Raw genomic sequence first — 21,935 nt, forward strand, 5'->3', positions numbered from 1 at the left:
CTCGGTATCAATGGGCAAGCAACAGGCAGAGGGCGCTCTCGGCCAGAAGGGTGTGGGTCACGCCGCCGAGCGCCCACTCCCGCAGCCGGGCGTGGCCATAGCCGCCCGCGACGATCAGACCCGCGCGGCGGGCGAGCGCTTCGTCGAGGATCTGGCGTCCCGCCGATGTTTCTCCCCGGAGCGCGATCACCGGGTCGGCCGCGATCTCATGCCGGGCCAGAAACCGGACGACGTCGGCCAGTTCTCCGTCGGCGGCTTCATTGTCCTCGCTGGAGCGGATCGCATAAAGGGTGACGCCCTTCGCCCGCTGCAGCAGCGGAATGGCTCCCGCCAGGGCGAGACGCGCCTCGCGGGTGTCCTTCCATGCGACCAGGGCGGGTTCGCCGACCGGATTGCGTACACGCGTCGGCGGGGTCACGAGCACGGGACGCCCGCATCCCATCAGAACGTCGGCGACATCCGGAGCGTGGTAGGGCGCGCGCGCGTTGCGCCCGCCCAGTACCAACAGATCGGCCGCCCGGGCAGCGCGGGCGCATACCTCCCCCGGGAAACCGACCTGACCGCGCCAGTCGGCATCGACGTCCCGAATCCGGACGATTTCGGAGAAGCGCGTTCGGGCGCTCTCCACCTCGGCCTCCGCCAGGTCGCGATAGAGGGTGATCAACTCCCCGACCATGGCTCCGCCCGCGAGCGGATCATACAGGGGCGGCGCGATGGATCCCGCGCACAGGCCGGTCAGGTGGGCGTTGAAGGCGTTTGCGAGGTCGCAAGCCAGTTCGAGGCGGCTATCGCTTTCCGGGCCGTCGTCGACGGCGACAAGCAGGCTGGCGTAGGTCATGGCGGTCTCCATCTCCGGGTCAAGAGAACCGCACCCCGAGGCCGCGCGCGTTGATCAGGATCAACGCCGCTCGTTCGCCCGCAGGCCACTATGAGCCCGCCTTGGAGACGCATCATGTTCATGCCCCGCCTCGCCGCCGCCGTCCTCGCCCTGAGCGGCTTCGCCTGCGCGAGCCAGGAGCCGCCGTCCGCGGCAGTATCGGCGAGGCCGGGCGTTCAGGCGCAGGCGGCCGAACGCGGGCGACGGCTCGCCGCCGGAACCTGCGTCAGCTGCCACGCCATAGGACCCGCCGGCGCCAGTCCGATGGCCCAGGCGACCCCGTTCCGCGAGATTGTTCACCGCTACCCGCTCGATCAACTCGAGGAGGCCTTCGCCGAAGGCCTGGTCACCGGCCACCCGGCCATGCCCGCTTTTGTTTTTCGCGCCAGCGAGATCGACGACCTGATCGCCTACCTGGAAACCGTGAAGGCCGAACAATGAGCGCCGCGGTTCCGATCCATGGCCGCGCGGTCACGGCCGTCGTCGATCTGCTGGACCACGAGCGGTTGATGACCCTGGCGTGCAACCGGCCTGACGGCTGGCCGCAGGCGACCACTGTGGGCTATCTGAACGAAGGTCTGAACCTGTATTTCATCGTCGCGCGGACGAGCCAGAAATTCGCCAATCTGCAGGCCGATCCGCGCGCCTCGGTGGCGATCCGCTCCGAAAGCGGAAGCCGGGGCGACGGAGTCGGCGTCTCCATGGCGGGCCGGGTTGCGGAGGTCGTCGATCCGGTCGCCGTTGAGCGGCTCAATCGTCAGGTGATCGAGCGGTATCCGGATGTGCACGCCTACTGTCCTTCGGGAGACTCCGTCGCGGTGCTGCACTTCAGGCCGGGGGTCATCTCCGCCGTCGGCGTGACCGGCGGCCGCAGCGAAGCCGAGACCTTCACGGTCGGGGCGGAACACGACGGCGTTTCGCAGCTGTTCTGACCGTTTTGATCCGGGTCAAGGCGCTGTCGACGCGCCTGGCCGACGGTGACTCGAAAGGGAGAACCACCATGAGCCTCAAACGCATCATCGCTCTGGCCTCGGGCGGCGGGGGCGATCCTTCCGCCTTGGCCTTCGCCGCCTGGCTTGCCGGCCAGCACGACTCCGTCGTGGAGGTCGTCCCGACCTATCCCGACTCGGCTGTCGACATGATCGCCCTGGGCATGGCTTTGGGCGCCACCCTTTCCCCGGATGCAGTTGAGGAATTGGCGGCGGCCGAACGGGAGGTCCAGGGCCATATCGAGGTCGCCGCGCGCCGGGCGGCGAATGAAGCGGACGTGGTCTATGGCGCCGGAGACGGCGCGCCCCGGCTTTCCGTCCTCACCCGGGGGCTTCGCCCGGCGCTGGCCGTGTCCCGCCATGCGGCCCTGGCCGACCTGGTCGTGATCGCCCAGGAGAGTCTGCAGACCGAGCCGGGCAAGGCGTTGCTGGGCCAGGCCCTGCTGGCCGATCGCGCGCCGGTGCTGATCGCCCGTGGCGACCCTGACCGGCTGGCTGGCCCCGCCGCCATCGCCTGGGACGGAAGCCCTCAGGCCGGTCGGGCGGTCCGCGCCGCCCTGCCTCTGTTGGCAATGGCCAGCGCCATCCATGTGATCCAGTGCGTGACCACCCTGGATCGGCAAGCTGCCGAACCCGACATCGATCTGCTCAACGCCTATCTCAGACTCCATGGTGTTGGCGCGGGCGTGGCGACGCTGGTCGAGGGATATGACGAAGGTGCGGCGCTGATCGCGGCGGCCGAGGCCCGGCAGGCCGGACTGCTGGTCGCCGGCGCGTGGGGCCACTCCCGCCTTCGCGAGACCATCTTCGGCGGAGCCACGCGAAGCTTCCTGATTCACAAGGACGGTCCCAGTCTGTTGCTGGCGCACTGACATGGCCGTTCGCGAAGCTATTGCGCGCCTGACCGGCTCCGGCGTCCCGGCCGTCACGGCGATCGGGATGACTTGCCTTGCGGTTCGCTGATGCAGGGCTTCGGCGTCGACCCGGCCGTGCTGCCGGCCTTCGCCCTGGCGATGGCGCTGATCGAACTCACGCCCGGTCCCAATCTGGCCTGGCTGGCGCTTCTCGGCGTCTCGCGGGGTCGCCGGGCCGGCATTCTGGCCGTCGCCGGCATCACCGTCGGGCTCTCGTTCTGGCTTCTTGTCGCCCTCTTCGGCCTGACCCGGACGCCGCTCTACTCCCATACGGGGCTGGAGATTCTTCGTTGGGTCGGCGCAGGATACCTCGTCTGGTTGGCTTGGGATGCGGTTCGGCCGGCGCCGGCCCCCGACCGGCGCCCGGACGCCGGGGACACCCAGCCGTTCCTTCGTGGTCTGGCGGCGAACCTGCTCAATCCAAAGGCGGCGATATTCTACCTCGCCATGCTGCCCGGCTTCATCAGACCGTCCGCGGGCCCAGTCTGTCTTCAGATCCTCATTCTCGGCGCTCTTCACATCGCCATCAGCGTGATCATCCATAGCGCGGTGGTGTTCGGCGCGGCCGAGGTGGCGTCGAGACTGCCCTCCCGCTGGGCTTTCGGCTTCCGGGTGATCCTTGCGCTCGGCCTCCTGGCGGCCATGCTCTGGCTGCTGTCCATCCCGCTTTTCCCGGAGCCCGCAACGTGACTGCCAATCTGACTTTCCACGGGGCGGCCGAGTGCGTCACCGGCTCCTGCATGCTGCTCGAGGCCGCCGGCAGGCGCATCCTCATTGATTGCGGCATGTTCCAGGGGCCCAAGACGCTCAAGGCGCTCAACTACGAACCCTTTCCGTTCGCGGCTGCTTCGCTGGACGCGGTGTTGTTGACCCACGCCCATATCGACCATTCGGGACTGCTGCCGAAACTGGTCAAGGCCGGCTTTCGCGGTCCCATCTTCACGACGCGAGGCACGCGGGATCTCTGCGAAGTGATGCTGGCCGACGCCGGCGGCATCCAGGAAAGCGAGGTGCGGCACCTGAACCGGAGGAACGCCCAGAGGGGTCTGAGGTCCGTAGAGCCGATCTACACGACCGGCGATGTCGACCCGACCCTGCGGCTGTTTGAACGGGTCAAATTCGAGGAACCGACCCCGGTCGTCGCGGGCGTGCAGGCCACCTGGTGGCCGGCCGGCCACCTGCTGGGCGCCGCCTCGATTCAAGTGCAGATAGGCGAGGGCGCCGACAGCCTGAACCTGTTGTTCTCGGGCGACCTCGGATCGGGGCGACAACCGTTCCTGCCGCATCCCGCCGGTCCCGTCGGCGTCGACCATGTAATCCTCGAGAGCACCTACGGGGACCGGGAGCGCATCGATCTGGAACTCGCCGCCCGACGCCAGGCGCTGGCCGAAGAGTTGCGCCAGGCGCGCGCAGCAGGCGGACCTCTGCTGCTCCCGACCTTCGCCGTGGGCCGCGCCCAGGAACTCATCCTCGATCTTCTCGCGGTGATGGAGGACGAGCCGGATCTGGCCGGCGACATCTTTCTCGATTCCCCGCTCGCCATCGAGGCGACGGAGGTCTTCCTGCGGCGCGGCTGGAACCCGGATACCGGGGAGAATCCCTTCGAGCCATTGCGGCACGCCACCCGCCTGCACCACCTGATGCGACCCCAGGAAAGCGACCGGCTCGAGCGCCTGACCGGATGGCACATCATTCTGGCCGGCAGCGGTATGTGCGACGCCGGTCGCATCCGCCGTCATCTCAAACGCCTGCTGTGGCGCAGGGAGGTGACCGTGCTGATGACCGGCTTCATGGCCGCTGGCACCCTGGGCCGCCTGCTGGTCGAGGGCCGCTCCGCCGTCCGCATTCAGGGCGAGGATGTCCGGGTCGGCGCGCGCATCCGCAATCTCGACTGCTACTCCGGCCACGGAGATGCGACCGACCTGGTGGAATGGCTCAAGGCGAGAAGCCCCGTCCGAGGAACGGTGCTGCTCGACCATGGTGAGCCGGCGGCCCTGGCGACATTGGCGGGCCGGCTGGCCGGCGTCGGATACCGGCCTGTTACGGCACTGCTTGACCAGACCTACCTCCTTACCCGGACATCGGCGGAACCCCTGCCGGGAAGCGCCGCGCGGCTGGCCCCCGGGCAGGCGACCCGGCCGGACTGGCATAACGACCGCGCCGCCTTCCTGGTCGCTCTGAACGAAAGACTCCAGGCGCTGCCGAGCGATACGGAACGGGCCGGTCTGTTCGCCAGACTGAACAAGGCCCTGGAGACGGACCGATGACCGATCGCCCCGCTGCGACCAACGCCGCCCAGGTTACGAACCGGGCCTACCGCCTCCCGGCCACCGACGAGGCCTTTCTTCTCGGCGACTCCATGCGTGGCGTGCGCTTCCTCATGGAGTTCGCCAAGGCGGACGAGGCGCTGCGTGCCTGGGGGATCGCCTCGACGATCGTGGTCTTCGGAAGCGCGCGGATCACCGAGGACGGTCCGGTCGACCAGGCGCGCTGGTATGCCGAGGCGCGCCGTTTCGCGACCCTGGCTTCCCGCGAGGGCGGGGCGCTTGACGGCGGCGGCCAGCCGCGGCGGAACGTCATCGCCACCGGCGGCGGGCCGGGGATCATGGCGGCCGCCAATCGGGGAGCGGCGGACGCCGGCGCGCCGTCGATCGGCTTCAACATCAGCCTCCCGCAGGAGCAGGAGCCGAACGAGTGGTCGACGCCGGATCTGACGTTCCGCTTCCACTATTTCGCCATGCGCAAAATGCACCTGGCGATGCGCGCCAGCGCCTTGGTGGTCTTTCCGGGCGGTTTCGGGACTCTCGACGAACTGTTCGAGATCCTGACGCTGCGGCAGACTGGCAAGATGAGGTCTGTGCCGATCATCCTCGTGGACAAGACCTACTGGACCGGCCTGATCCGCTTCGAAGTCCTTCTCGCGAACGGCTTCGTAAGCCCCGGGGATCTGGAATTGCTGCAGTTCGCCGAGGACGGAGATGACGCCTGGGGCAGGCTCGCTCACGCCCTGTCTGACGGCTGACCGCCTCTGCACTGGCGACATCGATCGCCTCATGGGCTTCATCGAGTTTCACCTCGATGGGCTCGTCCTTGAGAGGGACCGGGCTGTCAGGGGCACGGGGGATCGCTCCAGACGTCGGAAAAGGCCAGCTCGAAACGCGATCCCGCCAAGTCGGCCGATCGCACGATTTCGGCGCCGAGCTGATCGGCCAGACGGGATACCAACGACAGGCCGAAGCCGGGAGTCCAGGCACCGCCTGAACTTCCCACACCCGTGTCCGAGACAACCAGTCGAGCGCCGGCATCAGTGCGCTGCAGCGTCACTTCGATGACGCCCGGCTGCCCGGCCAGGCCGTGTTCCAGAGCATTGCCGACGCACTCGGCGGTGATCAGGGCCAAGGCGGAAGCTGCCTTGGAACCGGTACAGAGGGGGGCGATGCTGACCCTGATTTCCAGTTCCCGATTGAGAGCATCGAGTTCGGCCACGTCGCGGCAGATGTCGCCCAGCAGATCATCGAGCCTCACGGTGTCGCCGCCGCCTTCCTGTAGCCGCTGATGAAGGTGCATGACCGTGCGGACCCGCCGCCCGGCCTCGCTGAGGACTGTCGCCGCGCCGGGCGGGGCCGTCCGACTCTCAAGGCTCAGCAGGCTTGCCACCGACTGCAGGCTGTTGCCGATCTGATGGTGGGCCGCCCGAATGGCGTCCTCAGCAACTGTCTGCGGGCGGCTGAAGACGCTGGGCATGGGTCCCTCCCTCGGTCCGACCAAGCTAGGCCGGACGGATTCGGGACGCCTTGAGCCAGATCAAGGTCATGGATCCGCCCATGACGGATAATAGACGCATGCAAAGCCCAGCCCTCCGCATCGCTGTTGTCGTCTCCCATCCCCGGCGGCGGAGTTTCACCGTCGCCATGGCCGGCGCCTTCGCAGACGCCGCGCGGGCCGCGGGCGCGGAGGTGGTGGAGCGCGACCTTTACCGGCTCCGCTTCGATCCACGACTGCGGGCCGGAGAGATGCCGGACCACCTGGGCGCTGCGGTCAGAGCGGACGTGGCCCGCGAGCGGGCGGCGATCGCCGGGGCTGACATCTTCGCCTTCTTCTATCCGCTGTGGTTCAACGCCACCCCGGCGATGATGAAGGGCTACGTCGATCGGGTCTTCGGCATGGACTTCGGCTACACGGCCCGTCAGCACGGCGGCAATCACCCCCTGTTGGGCGGTCGCAAGATGATCACCTTCACCTCGTCGGGCGCGCCCCAGGACTGGGTCGAGCGCTCCGGCGCCTGGACCTCGATGCAGGCGCATTTCGACGCCCATTTCGCGGCGATGACCGGTATGGAGATCATCGGCCATCACAACATCGGCGGCGTCGTCGGCGGCATGCGCAAGAATGTGCTCCAGCGCCACCAGCGGGAGGTGGCTGACCGGGCCCGCCGGATCGTCGCCGCCTATACCCGCGAAGAGGATCAGCGGGCGGTATAGCCGCCGTCGATGACGAGTTCGGCGCCGGTGACGAATTTCGCCTCGTCCGAAGCCAGGTAGACAGCGCCCCACGCGATGTCGTCGGCCTCGCCGATGTGGCCGAGCGGGTGGAGCGCGGCGGTCGCTTTCCGCCCTTCCTCCAGGTCGCCTTGCGCCGAGAGGTGCGCTTCCACCATGGGAGTCCAGATGAAGCCGGGGTGGATCGAGTTCACGCGGATTCTGTCGGCCGCGTAGAGCAGGGCGTCGGTCTTGGTCATCAGACGCACGGCGCCCTTCGACGCATGGTAGGGCGGAACGTCAGCGCCGCCGACCAGGCCGTAGATCGACGACAGGTTGATGATCGCTCCGCCGCCGGCGTGTTTCATGTGCGGAATGGCGTGTTTGGTGCAGAAGAAGACGCCCTTGACGTTGATCCCCTGGACCCAGTCCCACTCGGCTTCTGTGATCTCGTGGGTGGGCTTGTTGACCCCCGCCACGCCTGCGTTGTTCACCAGAATGTCGATGCGGCCGAAATGCTCGACGATGTCCTGCATCACAGTTTGAACCTCCCGCTCGCTGGACACGTCGCAATGCCAGTAGGCGACCGGCAGATTGCGCTCCCGGAGCATCTCGATCAGTGCCAGGCCCTCGGCGTCCAGGACGTCCAGAAGCGCCACGGACGCGCCTTCCTCCGCCATCCGGACGGCAGTTGCGCGGCCCAGGCCTACGGCGGCGCCGGTGATCACGGCGACCTTGTCTGACAGGCGGTTCATGGCGTCAGGCCTCCGGCCGGATGATGCGGTCTTCGAGCGACGCCTTGACCGCTCGCGCGTCGAAGGCGCGGGCGTCGTCGGCCGGCTTGGGGCCGCGGCGCATGACCACCTCGGCGACGGCCTCATAGTCGGTGACTCGCTGGACGTCGAAGGCTGGATCGGGGCTGTGGCGATCCCAGCTGCGCCAGCCGGCGCGGACGCCATAGGCGTAGCGCCAGTGCGGCTCCCAGCCGGGACCCCAGGCGCCGATCGGTTCTCGCACGATCAGGGTGACGTGTTCCTCGGTGTCGCGTTCGACCGCCTGGAACCAGTCGTAACCGTTCTGCAGGGTCAGCTCGGCGGCCCGGTACAGCAGATAGGTCTCAACTGTCTCTCGGGAGGTCAGGCTGTTGCCGGCGAAGACGATGCGCCAACGTTCCGGTTCAAGCCGCAACTCGCGGTAGCCGTCCGCATGGGCGGGATCGGTGAGTGACGCGGCGTGATAGGGCGTGGCGGTCGTACAGGCGGACAGAGTCAGAACGGCGCCCAGGGCGGCCAGGAGGATACGGGGTGAAGCGGATGACATGGGATTTTCCTTTCGGGATCCTCGGTGCGCAGTGATCTCTGGTGGTGACGCCGGCCGTCCTTATCGGCGGCCGGACTCACGCTGCGGCGAGTCTGGCCAAGCCACTGTGATGCCGGACCCGGAAGCGCCGGCTGCCCGCGAACTCCACCACGCCGTCGGCCTGCAGGCGCCCCAGCATCCGCGAGACCGTCTCGATGGTCAGGCCCAGATAGTCGGCCATGTCCTGTCGGCTCATCGGCAGGATCACGAGATCACCCCGGAACCGGTCGGCCATATCGAGAAGGAAGCGGGCCACCCGCTCGCAGGCAGTGGCGCGGCCCAGCAGGAGCAGGTGAGTCTGGGCCCGGGCCAGTTCCGTGGCGGTTGCGGCCCGGAGCAGTTTCTCGACCCGTCCCGGTTCGAAGGCGACTGACCCCGACCGCTTCACGACCATGACGTCGCAGGTCGTCAGGGCTTCGGCGGAAAACCTGTGTTCCGGCCCGGTCTCCACGCCGAAAACGTCGCCCTCGTAGTAGAAATCCCCGACCTGTCGCCGTCCGTCGGTGAGCAGATGGCTGGTTCTGATCGAGCCCTTGACCAGATAATAGATCAGGTCGGCGGATTCCTGCTGACCGTAGATTTCCTCGCCGGGGGCGAAATCCATGCGGAGCGCGCCATCCCAGGTTCCGTTTGCGCCGGCCGGGCCGAACGAGGTCCTGTCGCTGAATGGTTCGATGAGCGTCATCTCAAACTCCCCTGTCGAGGCAGACAGGGTTAGGCCGACCCAAGGGTCCGCAACATTCGGGAGCTCTCCCTAAGGACATCACCGGAGGCGATCAGGACTGCCCCCCGGCCGGCTGGCTCCGCCCCGGAACGAGGCTGCTCCCGCTGCGGATTTGCCCGAGAGGGCCATCGCCGGACCAGGCGCCTTGATCCATGTCACGATGATCGATCCACCCATCTGGCATGCGTGGCTGAACAGGCCGGACCGGAAACCCCCATGCCCCGACGCATTGAGCATCTGGCCGGAGAAATCGTCCGGCTGCAGGCCGAACTCGATCGCGAGATCGAGAAGCGCCGGGAGGACCTGGGCTGGAGGTTGAACGAAAGCCTGGTCGAATTCGAGCACGGGATCACCCAGCGCCACCGCCAGCTGCGCCTCGGCGTTGGAGCCTTCATGGCCCGCTCGACCCTGACCACGATCGTCACTGCGCCGCTGATCTATTCCCTGATCATTCCGATCCTGCTGATCGACGCCTGGGCCTCGCTCTACCAGGCGATCTGTTTTCGAGCCTACCGGATTCCGCGCGTCCGCCGGTCACGCTACATCGTCGTCGATCGGGGCAGGCTGGGTTACCTGAATGCGGTCGAGGCGCTGAATTGCCTCTACTGCGAGTACGCCAACGGGGTCGTCGCCTACGTTCGGGAGATCTCCAGCCGCACCGAGCAATACTGGTGCCCCATCAAACACGCTCTCGCCATCACCGATCCTCACCTGCGCTACTACCAGTTCCTCGAATACGGCGACGCCGAAGGCTATCGCGCCCGGCTCGAGGAGTTCCGCAAGCGCCTCCGAACAGAACCCATGGACGTCGATCCGGCGGCGAAGCCGGACGGATCAGGCAGGTCGACGCAGACCCATCCCGTTTGACGCCGATCAATGCCCTCCTGCGTCGAGCGGCTACTCCTGCAACCGTCCAACAAAGGAGCCGGCCGTGGCAGACGACACCCTTCCGATCCTGCTGATGATCATCGCCTTCTTCCTGACCTTCCTGATGCCCGTCCGTGGAGTGTCGATCCTTGGCCGACATCGCTTGTCGCCGGCGGCGGTGTCCAGGCGCTGACGCGCGCGCCTCCGCACGGGCGTCGGCCGGGACGGCGAGAGCAGGGCGGGCCGACAGCGACGGCATCCAGCCGCACAGCGCCTGCCTGTTGCTCTCGGCCCGGCGGGATGCGACAGGGCGGAGGCGGCCCGCGCGCGGGCCCCTCGGTCGGGAAGGCGAATGGCAGGGTCCACCATCTATGACGTCGCAGCCGCGGCGGGCGTGTCCATCAAATCGGTGTCCCGCGTTCTGAACGGCGAGCCCAACGTCAGCGATTCCCTGAAAGCGAAGGTCGGCAAGGCTGTCGAGGATCTGGGCTACCGACGCAGCCTGTCGGCGCGCGGTCTGGCCGGATCGTCGTCCTCGGTGATCGCGGCCCTCGTCGATGCGGGCCTGACCATTCAGCATTGGCGCAGCGGCAGCGGCAACGACTATCTCAGCAGGCTCGAACTGGGCGTCCTGATGGAACTGCGTCAGGTCGACTACCATCTGATGGTCGAGATGGTGGACTACGCCTCGCCCACGCTGCGGCGGGACCTTTCGTCGCTGCTGTCTTCGATCCGGCCGGAGGGCGTGCTGCTCACGCCGCCGAACTCGGACCTCTCCGTGGTGCTGGATGTTCTTGACGCCTCCGGCGTGGCCTATGCACGGATCGGCGCCGAGCACGAACTGGATCGCGGCATCCTCGTCTCCATGGACGAGCGTCAGGCGGCGTACGACATGACCGAGCACCTGATCGGCCTGGGCCATCGCCGGATCGGCTTCATCGGCGGCCCGCCGCTCTATTCGGCCAGCCGGTTGCGCCTGGAAGGATTCATGGCGGCGATGGCGGCGCATGGGCTGGACGTTCCCGACGAGGCGATAGCCGGGGGTGATTTCACCTTCGCGGCCGGGGTGGCGGGCATCGCCAGATTGCTGGCCGCGCCGGTTCGCCCGACCGCTGTGTTCGGGTCAAGCGACGACATGGCGCTGGGGGCCATCCAAGGTGCGGTGGCGCGAGGTCTTCGGGTTCCTCAGGATCTCTCTGTCGCGGGCTTCGACGACTGGCCCAGCGCCATGTTCAGCAACCCGACCCTCACCACAATTCACCAACCTGTGGCCGAGATGGCCGCCGCGGCCGTCCAGCGGCTGACCCCCCCTCTCCGGGCTCGTCTCGATCCTGCCGAGGTCCGGGCTCCGGTGGTCGTCCCTTACCGATTGATCGCACGGGCGTCGACGGCCAGCGCCCCGGCCGGATGATCGCCGCGCCAGCGGCGTTGACAGCGCTGTCATATTGGTTGTTTAGTCCCGCCGGGAGAGCCGATGAACAAGGCTCGGGAATCGTCATGGAATTCGGCCGGCCTGTCTGGTCGCCTTCGCCGGGTGGGCCCTTCGTCATGACCCGGCGATCCCGTGATCGTTTCCTGAAACGACTCCTGAACGACCTTCGCCGCGGCTGATGCGCCGCGGCGCATCTTTCCGACGACCGTGTGCGAGGATGACCATGCGCAGAGCCTTACCCCTTCTGGCCTTGGCGACCGCCGTCTTCGGAACGCTAGCCGATCCGGCTCTGGCCCAGACCAATTACGTCACGCCCGAAGCATCGCGGGTGACGGGGGCGACGCGGGCTCATCCCGGCCTGTGGCCCCGCGCGGCGTCGCCCTCCGCCATGAGCGACGCCCGGACGGAGGCCTTCATCGACGACCTGCTGGCGCGCATGACCCTTGAGGAAAAGGTCGGCCAGCTGATTCAGGCCGATATCGCCGCCATCACGCCCGGCGATCTGGCTCGCTACCCCTTGGGATCGATTCTGGCGGGGGGCAATTCCTCTCCCGGCGGGAACGAGCGCGCCCCGGCCCGGGCCTGGGTTGATCTGGCTCGCGCCTTCCGCACCGCATCCGCAGCGCGGCCCGGCGCACGCGTGCCGCTGATCTACGGCATCGACGCCGTGCACGGACACAACAATGTCGTCGGCGCCACCATCTTTCCCCACAACATCGGCCTGGGCGCCGCGCGCGACCCCGAACTGATCCGCCGCATCGGCCGCGCGACGGCGATCGAGGTCGCGGCGACAGGCGCCGACTGGACCTTCGGGCCAACTCTGGCGGCGCCGCGCGACGACCGATGGGGCCGGACCTATGAGGGCTATTCCGAGGACCCCGAGGTCCAGCGCGCCTATGCCGGACCGATGACCCTGGGGCTGCAGGGCGAGCTGCGGGCGGGCCAGCCGCTGGAGCCCGGCCATATCGCCGGATCGGCCAAGCATTTCCTGGCGGACGGCGGAACAGATAAGGGCGTGGACCAGGGCGATTTCGTCGGCTCTGAACAGGCGCTCATCGACATCCACCTGGGCGGCTATCCCGCCGCGATTGATGCGGGCGTTCTGTCGGTCATGGCCAGCTTTTCCAGCTGGAACGGGCTGAAACTGTCCGGCAACGAGACGTTGCTGACGGATGTCCTGCGCGGGCCGCTGGGCTTCGACGGTCTGGTGGTGTCGGACTGGAACGCGCATGGCCAGCTGCCCGGCTGCTCGAACGAGAGTTGCCCTTTGGCGATCAACGCCGGCATCGACATGCTGATGGCGCCGGACAGTTGGCGGCCGCTGTACGAGAACACCCTGGCCCAGGCGCGGTCGGGCGAGATTTCGGGCGCGCGCCTGGACGAGGCCGTGCGGCGCATCCTTCGGGTCAAGGTCAAGGCCGGCCTGTTCCGGGACGAACGACCGATGGAGGGTGATCTTTCGGTGCTGGGCTCGCCCGAGCATCGGGCCCTCGCGCGGGAAGCGGTGCGCAAGTCGTTGGTGCTGCTGAAGAACGAGGGCGGCGTCCTTCCCATCCGGGCGGGCGCGCGCGTGCTGGTGGCCGGGACGGCCGACGACATCGGCCAGGCCTCCGGAGGCTGGACCCTGACCTGGCAGGGCACGGGCAATTCGAACGCCGACTTCCCCAATGGCCAATCGATCTGGAGCGGCATCGAGGAGGCCGTGAAGGCCGCGGGCGGCACGGCCGTCCTCAGCCCGGACGGAAGCTTCGCGGAGCGGCCCGACGTCGCCGTGGTGGTGTTCGGCGAAACGCCCTACGCCGAGTTCCAGGGCGATCTGGAAACCCTGGATTATCTGCCCGCCACGCCCCTTGAGACGTTGCGTCGATTGAAGGCCGCGGGCGTGCCGACGGTCTCGATCTTCCTGTCGGGCCGGCCGATGTGGACCAATCCGGAAATCAACGCTTCCGACGCCTTCGTCGCGGCCTGGCTGCCCGGCACGGAGGGGGGAGGAGTAGCCGATGTGATCGTGGCGGGGCCTGACGGGCGCGCACGTCACGACTTCAGCGGAACCCTGTCGTTTAGCTGGCCCAGGTCTGCCGAAGGGACTCCGCTGAATCGGGGAGAGCCCGGCTACGACCCGCAGTTCGCCTATGGTTACGGCCTCAGCTATGCGCGCCCGGCCGCCGTGGCGCGTCTGTCGGAAGAAAGCGGCGTGTCCGGGTCGACCGGCGCCGTCGACCGCTATCTGGTGGATGGCCGGATCGTCTCGCCCTGGAGCCTGTCGCTCAGGGACACGGGCGGCGAAACCCGGTCCAGCGACGGCCGTACGGGAGTCAGCCCCCGCGCCGGCGTCTCGGTGCGTCCCGTCGACGATCTGGCCCAGGAAAGCGGCCGTCAGCTGGCCTACGCCGGCGGACAGGAGGCGATCGTGGCCGTCAATGGTCCCCCGGTGGACCTCTCGCGTCAGAGCAACGGCGAACTGACCCTGTCCTTCCGCTACCGTGTCGACGCCCCGCCTCCGGGACGTGTGTCCCTGGCGATGGGGGAGGGCGCGGTCGACATCGGTGAGATCCTCCGCGGGGCCCCGATCGGCGACTGGCGCATCCTGCGCATCCGCCTGTCCTGCTTCAGGGCCGCCGGAACCGATGTCGCCGCTGTCGACACGCCCTTCGTTCTGACCACGGACGAAGCCATGACAGTCTCGGTTTCCGAAATACAGTTGGCGTCACACGACAGTATCGCGGTCTGTCCCGCCGCCTGAGGATGGCGGTTGCGCCTCGCCGCGCGGGCCGCGACCATGCGCGAAGTCGAGTCGGATCGGGGGCGTGCCGCATGTCGTTTTCGCCGGATGACCGGCCCGCCGAGCCGCGTCCAGCCGCCGTGGACCGTTCAGCGCCGGTTTCCAAAGGGACGCTGGCCTGCCTGACCCTTGCCCAGACAGCCGTCTTCGTCGCCTTCGTTCCCCTCCTCAACTTTCTCCTGCCGCTCAAGGCCGAAGACGTCGATCCGGCCGGAAAGGTCGTGCTGCTCAGCCAGGCGGCGCTGTGGGGCGGTGCGGCGTGCGGACTGGCCAACATCGTGTTTGGCTCGCTCAGCGATGCGACTCGCAGTCGCTTCGGCCGACGACGCCCGTGGATCGCTCTGGGTCTTCTGCTGACCCTCGCCGCCTATGCCGTCATCCACGGCGCCGAGACGGGTCTCGGCCTGATCCTGGGGGTCGTCCTGTTCCAGGTGGGGCTGAACGCCGTCTTCGGGCCGCTCGTCGCCCTGCTTCCCGATCTCGTGCCGGATCGGCAGAAGGGCGTGGCCTCGGCTCTTCTCGGTACGGCCCAGCCGACCGCGACCTTGTTCACCTCCTTGGTGGTGGCGATCCTGCTCAGCGGTTCCGTGTGGCGGTTTGCTGTAACCGGCGCAGCCATCTGCCTGCTCCTGACACCGCTGCTGCTGTGGGTCCGCGAACCCGCCGCGCCGCCTTCCGCCGGCCCCCGCGCGCGCTTTTCGCTGGAGGCGCTGCGAAGCTCGGACTTCCGCATCGCCTTTGTCTCGCGCCTGCTGGTCCAGGTCGCCGTGGCCATGAACGCGCTCTATCTGCTCTACTATGTCCAGCAGTCCGATCCCCTGATCGAACGGTTCGGCGTCGACTCAGTCGACACGGTGTTCGGGTGGCTGCTGGCGGCCTGGACGGCGACCTCGATGGTGGCCGGCATCGTCGGCGGCGTCTGGTCCGACCGGATCGAGCGGCGGAAGGTTTTCGTGGTCGCCAGCGGCGTCCTGCTGGCCGCCGGCCTGCTGGCGATGGCCGCCTTTCCGGCCTGGCCCGGCCCCTTGGTCGGCCAGGCGCTGTTCGGGGCCGGGCTCGGCCTCTACTCGACCGTCGACATCGCACTGGTGGCGCAAATTCTACCGCGACCGGAACGCGCGGGGCGCGACCTTGGCCTGATCAATGTCGCCAACGTCCTGCCCCAGATCGCCGCCCCCGCCCTCGGTATCGTGATCTTTCAGGCCAACGCCGGCCAGAGCTTCATCCTGACCTACGTCGCCGCCGCGCTTTTCGCTCTCGCCGGAGGCGGCGTCATCGCCGTTATCAAGGGCGTTCGGTAGGCCGGGGGAGGCCGTTGAACGGCCCTTGCCGACTTCGATTGACAGCGCTGTCTTTTTGGGGCCTTGTAGCGTTACCGGCGATCAAGAGACCGGATTGAACTTGGGAAGAAGCGCTTACGCGCTCGCGGAAATCACCGCGTCGGAGCCTCATTGCGGGCTGCTGTCGCGAACGGTCATTCCGTTAAGGGGAGGGATCCATGCTCACTCAACGACGCCACATCCGCGCGATTCTCATGACCGCGGCCTCAGCCGGCGTGCTGGCCGCCACCGCGCCGGCTTTTGCACAAACTCCGGAACCGCAGGACGAAACGACCCTGGACGAGGTTATTGTCACAGGGTTCCGCGCCTCACTGGCCGACGCGCTGAACGCCAAGCGCGAGTCCAATCTGATCATCGAATCCATTACGGCCGAGGACATCGGCAAGTTCCCGGACCAGAACATCGCCGAGTCCCTGCAAAGGCTGGCGGGGATCCAGATCGACCGCGAAAACGGCCAAGGCACCAAGGTTCGCATCCGGGGCCTCGACCAGAACGTCACGCTGCTCAATGGAGACATCTTCGTCACCGGCCTGGAAATTTTCCGGTTGGGCGAAGGCAACATCCGTCAGGACAGCTCCCTCGAAGGCATCCCCTCGGAACTGATCGGCGGAGTGGATGTCTACAAGTCGCCGGACGCCTCCCTCCTGGAAGGCGGTCTGGGCGGGATCATCGACCTGCAGACCCGGCGCGCCCGCACATTGCGCAGCGACAATCTGATCGCCGGGGACCTGCGTGGCAACATGAATGGCGACGACGGCGACTGGAACCCGACCGGATCTCTGGTGGTCGGCCACCGCTTCGGCGATCGGCTCGCCATCCTGGGCACCGTTTCATACGACAAGACCGACATCTTCACCGAGGTCCTGGGCGGCGAGAACCGCGGCGGCTGGGCCTACCTCGGGCGTCCCGTCAGCAGCGGCCCGGCGCGCAACATCTGGTCGCCCGAATACCGCTACGCCACCAACCGGGATCAGGAGCGGGAACGGATCGGGTATTCGCTGAATGCGGACCTTCAGGTCAGCGACTCGCTGTCGCTGACCGCCGACTGGTTCCATTCCGACCTGTCGATCCTGACCCAGGAAGCCTCGATCAAATTCCCCTTCGCCAATGAGAACGCCACCTATGCGGCGGCGAACCTGACGGTTGGCGACAACGACGTGCTGGAAAGCGGCACGGTGACGGCGAACTCGGCGGAGGCCATATCCTTCGTCCAGAACGCTGAGGCCAGCACCGACAATTTCCAGCTCGCGGCCGATTGGGACAACGGTGGATCCCTGCGCGGCAGCGTAAGGGCGGCCTGGTCGACGGGTGACTACGAAAGCACCAGCGGCAACAGCGACGTCCGCTACACCCAATACACGGTGCGCAACGGTACGGCGGCCGGCTTCGTACCGAACCCGACGGCGCCGGCGACCTTCACCTACAGCTATCTCAACGGCGACAATCCGACCTTCACCCCGGCCAACCCTGCTCAGTTCACCACCCCGACTTCGGTCTTCGCCAAATCGCACTGGGTCTTCGGCGAGAACACCGAGATCGAGAACGCCTCGCTGCGTGCGGACCTGGAATATTCGCCGGACTTTACGCAGGGCCTGACCATCAGCTTCGGCGTCCGCTATGCGGAGCGCACCGTCGACTCCGAATACGGGCGCTATCTGGCGGACTACTCCGGCAAGGGTGAACTCGACGCCCACGCGCTCGGGCTGGGCGACTGGACACCCTTCGGCTACTTCCAGGACGGGGCAATCGGCTACAAGTCCTGCGAGTTGCCCGTCGGCACGCCCGGCCGGCCGGTCTGCTCGCCCGGCGCCCGGTTTGGCGATTCCCCCGCCCTGATCACGCCTTACCAGACCGCTGCCACGAATCCCGAACGGTTCGAGGCCGTGACGATCGGCGGCATCGCCGCCCTGGTGCAGAACCGCGACCAGATGCGCAATCCGGTCGCCTGGATCGAGGCCCTCTATCCGTCGACCCCCTTCACCTTCTTCCGGGATCCGGTCGAGTCCTTCATGGTCGAGGAGAAGACCACCTCGGGCTATCTCATGGTCGATGTGGGCGAGGCCGAGGACCGGTTCCACATCAACGCCGGGGCAAGGGTCATCAAGACCGAGCTCGGAATCGACTCCAGCCAGACCCCCGTCTCAGGCGCCTACTATCACGGCACCGACAGCTGGAACGGCGTGCTGGCCAATCCCGTCGCGGTCACCACGCGGCGCGAGTACACCGATGTCCTGCCGAGCGCGACCGGGGTGCTGGAGGTCAGCGAGACAGACAAGATCCGGGTCTCCGCCGCCCGCGTCGTTTCGCGTCAGAACCTGTTCCAACTGGGCCAGGGGTCGAACTTCAACTTCACCCGCAGCACAACGCCGGGGCCGGACCTTGACAGGTTCATCTATACGAACGGCAACGGCGGCAACACCGAGCTGGATCCTTATCGCGCGTCCCAATACGACATCGCGTACGAGCGGTATTTCGGATCGCAAGGCCTTCTGTCGGCGGCGCTCTTCTACAAGAGCGTGGACAGCTTCATCCAGACCGACACCGTGTCCCGGCGCGTGGCCGACGGCTCGGTCGCGGGCTCGACCGTGGGCATCTTCACCCAGCCCGTGAATGGAGAAGGCGGCACGATCCAGGGCGTCGAACTGGCCGCCCAGTACGCCTTCGACAACGGCTTCGGGTTCAACGCCAACTACACATTCTCGGACTCGGAGAGCTCAAACTTCTCGGACTTTGAGGACAACCTGCCGATCCCTGGCGTGGCCAAACACGCCTTCAACCTTCAGGGCTATTACGAAGGCTACGGCTTTGAGGCGCGGCTGTCCTATGCGTGGCGCGACAAGAGCTACCAGGGCAATTTCGCCTTCGGATCGGGTGCGGACTCGCACAATCTGTCGACTTGGGAACGGGCATACGGCCAGTTGGACGGCCAGATCGCCTACTCCGTCACCGAGGACATCAAGGTGGTGCTGGAAGGCATAAACCTGACCGAGGAATCGACGGGTCGGTACCTCCAGTTCGAGAACCTGCCCTTCCGCTATGCGACGGGCGAGCGTCGCATTTCGCTGGGCGCGCGGTTCACGCTCGGACGTTGAGTATCCGGCGCGGACGGCGGAGCACTCGCCGTCCGCGCCGCGTTCCGGGATTTCTGACATGACGCAGATCGAGCCCGGGGCGATCCGGTCCATCGCAGTCGTTGGCGGCGGTACGGCGGGCTGGATGTCGGCGGTGCTGCTGAACCATGCGCTCCGCGGCTCGGATGTCCGCATTACAGTGGTCGAATCCGCCGAGATCGGCATTGTCGGGGTCGGTGAGGCGACCATCCCGCCCATCCTCGACTTCCTCGATCTGGTCGGCGTAGATCGGGACATGTTCGTCCGCGAGACCCAGGCGACCATCAAGCTGGGCATTCGTTTCCAGGACTGGAAAGACGTCGGCGAACACTACTGGCACCCGTTCGGCTCGTTCGGCTGCGTCATCGACCGTCGACCCTTCCATCACCACCTCCAGCGCGCGGCCGCCCGGGGGGAACCGCGCGGCGTCGTGGACTTCAGTCTGGGGGCCGCGCTCGCCCAGGCGGGCCGGTTCACGCCGCCCGATCCAAAGGCGGGCCTGGCCCGCGCCGGACTGCGCTATGCCCTGCATTTCGACGCGGCCCTGGTCGCGCGCACCCTGCGCAAGGTTGCCGAAGGCCGGGGCGTCGAACGCCTGGAACGCACCGTGGTGGAGACGAGGCGCACTGCGGAGGGTCATGTCGACGCCTTGGTCTTCCGCGAGGGCGACCGGCTCGCGGCCGATCTGTTCATAGATTGCTCGGGCTTTCGCGGCCTGCTGATCGAAGGCGCCATGGCCGCCGGTTATGAGGACTGGACCCACTGGTTGCCGTGCGACCGGGCGGTCGCCGGCCCCACCGCCCTGACGGGCCAGGCCCAGCTCTATACCCTGTCGCAGGCGCTGGACGCCGGCTGGCGCTGGCGCATTCCGCTGCAGCACCGGGTCGGCAACGGCTATGTCTATTCCAGCCGCCACATTGAGGATCAGGCGGCGCTTGACGACCTGGCCCGACAGGTAGGCGGCGACTTCCTCGCCGAGCCTCGCCAGCTGCGGTTCACCACCGGCCGGCGCAAGGCCTTCTGGAAGGGCAATGTCGTCGCCCTGGGCCTGGCCTCGGGTTTCCTGGAGCCGCTGGAATCGACCAGCATCCACCTGGTGACCAGCGGCCTTTACAAGCTGCTCGACCACTTCCCCGACCGGTCGTTCGACCCGACCAACATCGCCGCCTACAACGCCGCCTTGATCGAGGAGTACGACACGATCCGGGACTTCATCCTGGCTCACTACTGTCTCAGCGAGCGGCGCGACACGCCCTTCTGGCGCGATGTGACCAGCCAGCCCCTGCCGGACAGTCTCAGGGCGCGGATAGACCTCTACCGAGCCAGCGGGCGCTCCCCCTGCCGGCAGGGCGACCTCTTCGCCGACGTCAACTGGTACTATGTCCTTCACGGCCTCGGTCTGCGTCCGCGCAACCCTGATCCCCTGACCTGCCTGTCCGACGCCCAGGCCGTGCGCGGCGTGTTGGACCAGTTGGCGAGCGACGTCCGGGGCGGCGTGGCGGCTGCGCGGTGATACGCCCTGCCGCGCGCGCGCCGGTTCCCGGGTGCGTTGGGCTGCCATCTCCGCCACAATCAGCAACCTCGATGACGGAAAAGGTTGCCCATCGGGCGCTCTGGCGCTGGATAGATCACTGACAGCAGGAAATCATGACGACAGCTCCGCCTCCCATCGTCCCGGTCAGCAGCACCGATCCGGCGCCCGATACTTCGTCCGGCGTCCACGTCGACGCCCCCGATCTGCGGATTTTCGTGTTCGCGCTGTTCTTTATTTTCGGCGGGATCACCAGCCTGAACGACGTGATCATTCCCAAGTTGAAGGACTTGTTCACGCTGACCTATTTCCAGGCCTTGCTGGTTCAGTCGGCGTTCTTCGCCGCTTATTTCCTGGTGTCGATCCCCGGCGCGGCGATCGTCCGCAAGTACGGCTACATGCGTACCGCCGCTATCGGGCTGGTGACGATGACCGCCGGGTGCATCCTGTTCATTCCGGCGTCCCAGTCGGCCACTTTCGGGGTCTTTCTGCTGGCTCTTTTCGTCCTGGCGAGCGGAATTACCATTGTCCAGGTCGTGGCGAATCCTCTGATTTCCCTTCTGGGACCAGCGCGCACAGCCCATAGCCGCCTGACCTTCGCGCAAGCTTTCAATTCGCTGGGCACGACCATCTTTCCGTTCGTGGGCTCGATCCTGATCCTGGGAGCCTTGTCGACCGTTGATGTGTCCACCCTGTCCGGCCAGGCGCTCGACGCCTACCGCGAGCAGGAAACCCGCGTGGTTGTCACCACCTACCTGGGGCTCGCGGTGGCGCTGCTTCTGGTGGCGGCCGTGGTCTGGGCCCGGCGCAACCGGTTGAAGGAACAGCAGGAGCAAACGGGCGGCATCCTGAGGGCCTTCGGGCTGCTCCGGCAACGCCGGTTCGGCTTCGGCGCCCTGTGCATCTTCCTCTATGTCGGGGCCGAGGTGGCCATCGGGTCCCTGATCGTGAACTACCTCATGCAGGCAGACGTGCTGGGGCTGGCTGAACAGGCCGCGGGCAAGCACGTCCCGATTTACTGGGGCGGGGCGTTGGTGGGCCGGTTCATCGGCGCCGGCCTGTTGCGGATTTTTCCGCCCGGTCTGGTCCTCGTGGCGGCGGCTGCCGGCGCCATCGCATTGATTCTGATCTCCGGCGGCACGACAGGCTTGGTCGCCGGCTATTCCCTCCTGGCTGTCGGACTGATGAACTCGATCATGTTCCCCACGATCTTCAGCCTCGCCAGCGAAGGCCTGGGCCGACGCGCCGCGGAAGGGTCCGGCGTCATATGTATGGCGATCGTGGGCGGGGCCATCGTGCCGCCGCTGACGGGCCACCTGGCCGACGTCACCGGAAGCCTCGCGATCGCCTTCCTGCTGCCGGCGGCCTGCTATGCCGCAATCGCCCTCTTCGGGCTGTTCGCCCGCAGACCCTTGTCGCCGGCGCTCGGGACAAGCGATCTGCCGGGCTGACCCGCGGAGGGCTTCAGATTTGAACCCAGCGGGCAGGGGCGGCGCGCCGTGTGAGCCTTGCAGGTCTCCTGGCGGCAACGT

20 protein-coding genes are annotated in these 21,935 nt (G+C 67.2%); 15 read left to right on the forward strand and 5 right to left on the reverse strand.

Annotation, left to right across the window (positions count from 1 at the left end; translation table 11 throughout):
• Positions 1–7 precede the first annotated feature (7 nt).
• A complete protein-coding gene (locus BrevBR_RS15225) occupies positions 8–838 on the reverse strand; it encodes a universal stress protein (RefSeq protein ID WP_332639980.1) in 831 nt (276 codons plus the stop codon).
• 114 nt (positions 839–952) lie between these two features.
• On the opposite strand from BrevBR_RS15225, the gene BrevBR_RS15230 reads away from it, so the two are divergent.
• The 6 genes from BrevBR_RS15230 to BrevBR_RS15255 all read left to right on the forward strand — a co-directional run bounded on the left by BrevBR_RS15230 (position 953) and on the right by BrevBR_RS15255 (position 5,802).
• Positions 953–1,318, forward strand: a complete 366-nt coding sequence (locus BrevBR_RS15230; protein ID WP_340001491.1) for a cytochrome c — start codon at positions 953–955, stop codon at positions 1,316–1,318.
• A complete protein-coding gene (locus BrevBR_RS15235; RefSeq protein WP_332639982.1) occupies positions 1,315–1,809 on the forward strand; it encodes a pyridoxamine 5'-phosphate oxidase family protein in 495 nt (164 codons plus the stop codon). Before BrevBR_RS15230 ends, BrevBR_RS15235 begins: the two co-directional genes overlap by 4 nt.
• Positions 1,810–1,877: 68 nt before the next feature.
• Positions 1,878–2,738, forward strand: a complete 861-nt coding sequence (locus BrevBR_RS15240; RefSeq protein WP_332639983.1) for a universal stress protein — start codon at positions 1,878–1,880, stop codon at positions 2,736–2,738.
• A 90-nt stretch (positions 2,739–2,828) separates the two neighbouring features.
• Entirely contained in the window at positions 2,829–3,470 is a 642-nt protein-coding gene (locus BrevBR_RS15245) for a LysE family translocator (RefSeq protein WP_340001492.1), read from the forward strand.
• Positions 3,467–5,047 (forward strand): MBL fold metallo-hydrolase, encoded by a 1,581-nt coding sequence (locus BrevBR_RS15250; protein WP_340001493.1) that lies wholly within the window; start codon positions 3,467–3,469, stop codon positions 5,045–5,047. The genes BrevBR_RS15245 and BrevBR_RS15250 overlap by 4 nt, the downstream gene beginning before the upstream one ends.
• A complete protein-coding gene (locus BrevBR_RS15255) occupies positions 5,044–5,802 on the forward strand; it encodes an LOG family protein (protein WP_332639986.1) in 759 nt (252 codons plus the stop codon). Before BrevBR_RS15250 ends, BrevBR_RS15255 begins: the two co-directional genes overlap by 4 nt.
• 86 nt (positions 5,803–5,888) lie before the next feature.
• Here BrevBR_RS15255 and BrevBR_RS15260 read toward each other — a convergent pair whose 3' ends face one another.
• Positions 5,889–6,524, reverse strand: coding sequence for a sensor histidine kinase (locus BrevBR_RS15260; RefSeq protein ID WP_332639987.1), 636 nt, complete (start codon positions 6,522–6,524; stop codon positions 5,889–5,891).
• Between the two features lie 98 nt (positions 6,525–6,622).
• Between BrevBR_RS15260 and BrevBR_RS15265 the strand changes: the two genes are divergently transcribed.
• A complete protein-coding gene (locus tag BrevBR_RS15265) occupies positions 6,623–7,261 on the forward strand; it encodes an NAD(P)H-dependent oxidoreductase (protein ID WP_340001494.1) in 639 nt (212 codons plus the stop codon).
• Here the strand turns inward: BrevBR_RS15265 and BrevBR_RS15270 are convergent.
• From BrevBR_RS15270 to BrevBR_RS15280, 3 genes are all read right to left on the reverse strand, one after another.
• The gene (locus BrevBR_RS15270; RefSeq protein ID WP_340001495.1) at positions 7,246–8,013 is read right to left on the reverse strand and encodes an SDR family NAD(P)-dependent oxidoreductase; all 768 of its coding nucleotides are present in this window, start codon (positions 8,011–8,013) and stop codon (positions 7,246–7,248) included. The genes BrevBR_RS15265 and BrevBR_RS15270 overlap by 16 nt on opposite strands.
• A 4-nt stretch (positions 8,014–8,017) precedes the next feature.
• Complete coding sequence (locus BrevBR_RS15275) at positions 8,018–8,578, reverse strand: CC0125/CC1285 family lipoprotein (RefSeq protein WP_332639990.1); 561 nt, start codon at positions 8,576–8,578, stop codon at positions 8,018–8,020.
• 76 nt (positions 8,579–8,654) lie between these two features.
• Entirely contained in the window at positions 8,655–9,302 is a 648-nt protein-coding gene (locus BrevBR_RS15280; protein WP_332639991.1) for a helix-turn-helix domain-containing protein, read from the reverse strand.
• Between the two features lie 255 nt (positions 9,303–9,557).
• On the opposite strand from BrevBR_RS15280, the gene BrevBR_RS15285 reads away from it, so the two are divergent.
• The 8 genes from BrevBR_RS15285 to BrevBR_RS15320 all read left to right on the forward strand — a co-directional run bounded on the left by BrevBR_RS15285 (position 9,558) and on the right by BrevBR_RS15320 (position 21,854).
• The gene (locus BrevBR_RS15285) at positions 9,558–10,208 is read left to right on the forward strand and encodes a hypothetical protein (RefSeq protein WP_340001496.1); all 651 of its coding nucleotides are present in this window, start codon (positions 9,558–9,560) and stop codon (positions 10,206–10,208) included.
• Between the two features lie 64 nt (positions 10,209–10,272).
• Positions 10,273–10,401, forward strand: a complete 129-nt coding sequence (locus tag BrevBR_RS15290) for a hypothetical protein (RefSeq protein ID WP_332639993.1) — start codon at positions 10,273–10,275, stop codon at positions 10,399–10,401.
• Positions 10,402–10,560: 159 nt separating this feature from the next.
• Positions 10,561–11,619: a LacI family DNA-binding transcriptional regulator gene (locus BrevBR_RS15295; RefSeq protein WP_332639994.1), complete on the forward strand. Its 1,059-nt coding sequence runs from the start codon at positions 10,561–10,563 to the stop codon at positions 11,617–11,619.
• A 238-nt stretch (positions 11,620–11,857) separates the two neighbouring features.
• Entirely contained in the window at positions 11,858–14,383 is a 2,526-nt protein-coding gene (locus BrevBR_RS15300; RefSeq protein WP_445214769.1) for a glycoside hydrolase family 3 protein, read from the forward strand.
• A gap of 71 nt (positions 14,384–14,454) precedes the next feature.
• Complete coding sequence (locus BrevBR_RS15305) at positions 14,455–15,723, forward strand: MFS transporter (protein WP_340001498.1); 1,269 nt, start codon at positions 14,455–14,457, stop codon at positions 15,721–15,723.
• Positions 15,724–15,920: 197 nt separating this feature from the next.
• The gene (locus BrevBR_RS15310) at positions 15,921–18,854 is read left to right on the forward strand and encodes a TonB-dependent receptor (RefSeq protein ID WP_340001499.1); all 2,934 of its coding nucleotides are present in this window, start codon (positions 15,921–15,923) and stop codon (positions 18,852–18,854) included.
• 58 nt (positions 18,855–18,912) lie between these two features.
• Complete coding sequence (locus BrevBR_RS15315) at positions 18,913–20,385, forward strand: tryptophan halogenase family protein (RefSeq protein WP_340001500.1); 1,473 nt, start codon at positions 18,913–18,915, stop codon at positions 20,383–20,385.
• A 134-nt stretch (positions 20,386–20,519) separates the two neighbouring features.
• Complete coding sequence (locus tag BrevBR_RS15320; RefSeq protein WP_340001501.1) at positions 20,520–21,854, forward strand: sugar MFS transporter; 1,335 nt, start codon at positions 20,520–20,522, stop codon at positions 21,852–21,854.
• The last annotated feature ends 81 nt before the right edge of the window (positions 21,855–21,935 follow it).

Origin of the sequence: Brevundimonas sp. BR2-1, from assembly GCF_037626195.1 — a bacterium.
Classification (GTDB): Bacteria; Pseudomonadota; Alphaproteobacteria; order Caulobacterales; family Caulobacteraceae; genus Brevundimonas.

Coding starts and splice junctions, on each gene's coding strand:
- BrevBR_RS15305 (WP_340001498.1), top strand. CDS start 14,455: ATGTCGTTTTCGCCGGATGACCGGCCCGCCGAGCCGCGTCCAGCCGCC.
- BrevBR_RS15265 (WP_340001494.1), top strand. CDS start 6,623: ATGCAAAGCCCAGCCCTCCGCATCGCTGTTGTCGTCTCCCATCCCCGG.
- BrevBR_RS15320 (WP_340001501.1), top strand. CDS start 20,520: ATGACGACAGCTCCGCCTCCCATCGTCCCGGTCAGCAGCACCGATCCG.
- BrevBR_RS15285 (WP_340001496.1), top strand. CDS start 9,558: ATGCCCCGACGCATTGAGCATCTGGCCGGAGAAATCGTCCGGCTGCAG.
- BrevBR_RS15235 (WP_332639982.1), top strand. CDS start 1,315: ATGAGCGCCGCGGTTCCGATCCATGGCCGCGCGGTCACGGCCGTCGTC.
- BrevBR_RS15225 (WP_332639980.1), bottom strand. CDS start 838: ATGACCTACGCCAGCCTGCTTGTCGCCGTCGACGACGGCCCGGAAAGC.
- BrevBR_RS15315 (WP_340001500.1), top strand. CDS start 18,913: ATGACGCAGATCGAGCCCGGGGCGATCCGGTCCATCGCAGTCGTTGGC.
- BrevBR_RS15275 (WP_332639990.1), bottom strand. CDS start 8,578: ATGTCATCCGCTTCACCCCGTATCCTCCTGGCCGCCCTGGGCGCCGTT.
- BrevBR_RS15295 (WP_332639994.1), top strand. CDS start 10,561: ATGGCAGGGTCCACCATCTATGACGTCGCAGCCGCGGCGGGCGTGTCC.
- BrevBR_RS15260 (WP_332639987.1), bottom strand. CDS start 6,524: ATGCCCAGCGTCTTCAGCCGCCCGCAGACAGTTGCTGAGGACGCCATT.
- BrevBR_RS15280 (WP_332639991.1), bottom strand. CDS start 9,302: ATGACGCTCATCGAACCATTCAGCGACAGGACCTCGTTCGGCCCGGCC.
- BrevBR_RS15255 (WP_332639986.1), top strand. CDS start 5,044: ATGACCGATCGCCCCGCTGCGACCAACGCCGCCCAGGTTACGAACCGG.
- BrevBR_RS15230 (WP_340001491.1), top strand. CDS start 953: ATGTTCATGCCCCGCCTCGCCGCCGCCGTCCTCGCCCTGAGCGGCTTC.
- BrevBR_RS15245 (WP_340001492.1), top strand. CDS start 2,829: ATGCAGGGCTTCGGCGTCGACCCGGCCGTGCTGCCGGCCTTCGCCCTG.
- BrevBR_RS15270 (WP_340001495.1), bottom strand. CDS start 8,013: ATGAACCGCCTGTCAGACAAGGTCGCCGTGATCACCGGCGCCGCCGTA.
- BrevBR_RS15310 (WP_340001499.1), top strand. CDS start 15,921: ATGCTCACTCAACGACGCCACATCCGCGCGATTCTCATGACCGCGGCC.
- BrevBR_RS15240 (WP_332639983.1), top strand. CDS start 1,878: ATGAGCCTCAAACGCATCATCGCTCTGGCCTCGGGCGGCGGGGGCGAT.
- BrevBR_RS15300 (WP_445214769.1), top strand. CDS start 11,858: ATGACCATGCGCAGAGCCTTACCCCTTCTGGCCTTGGCGACCGCCGTC.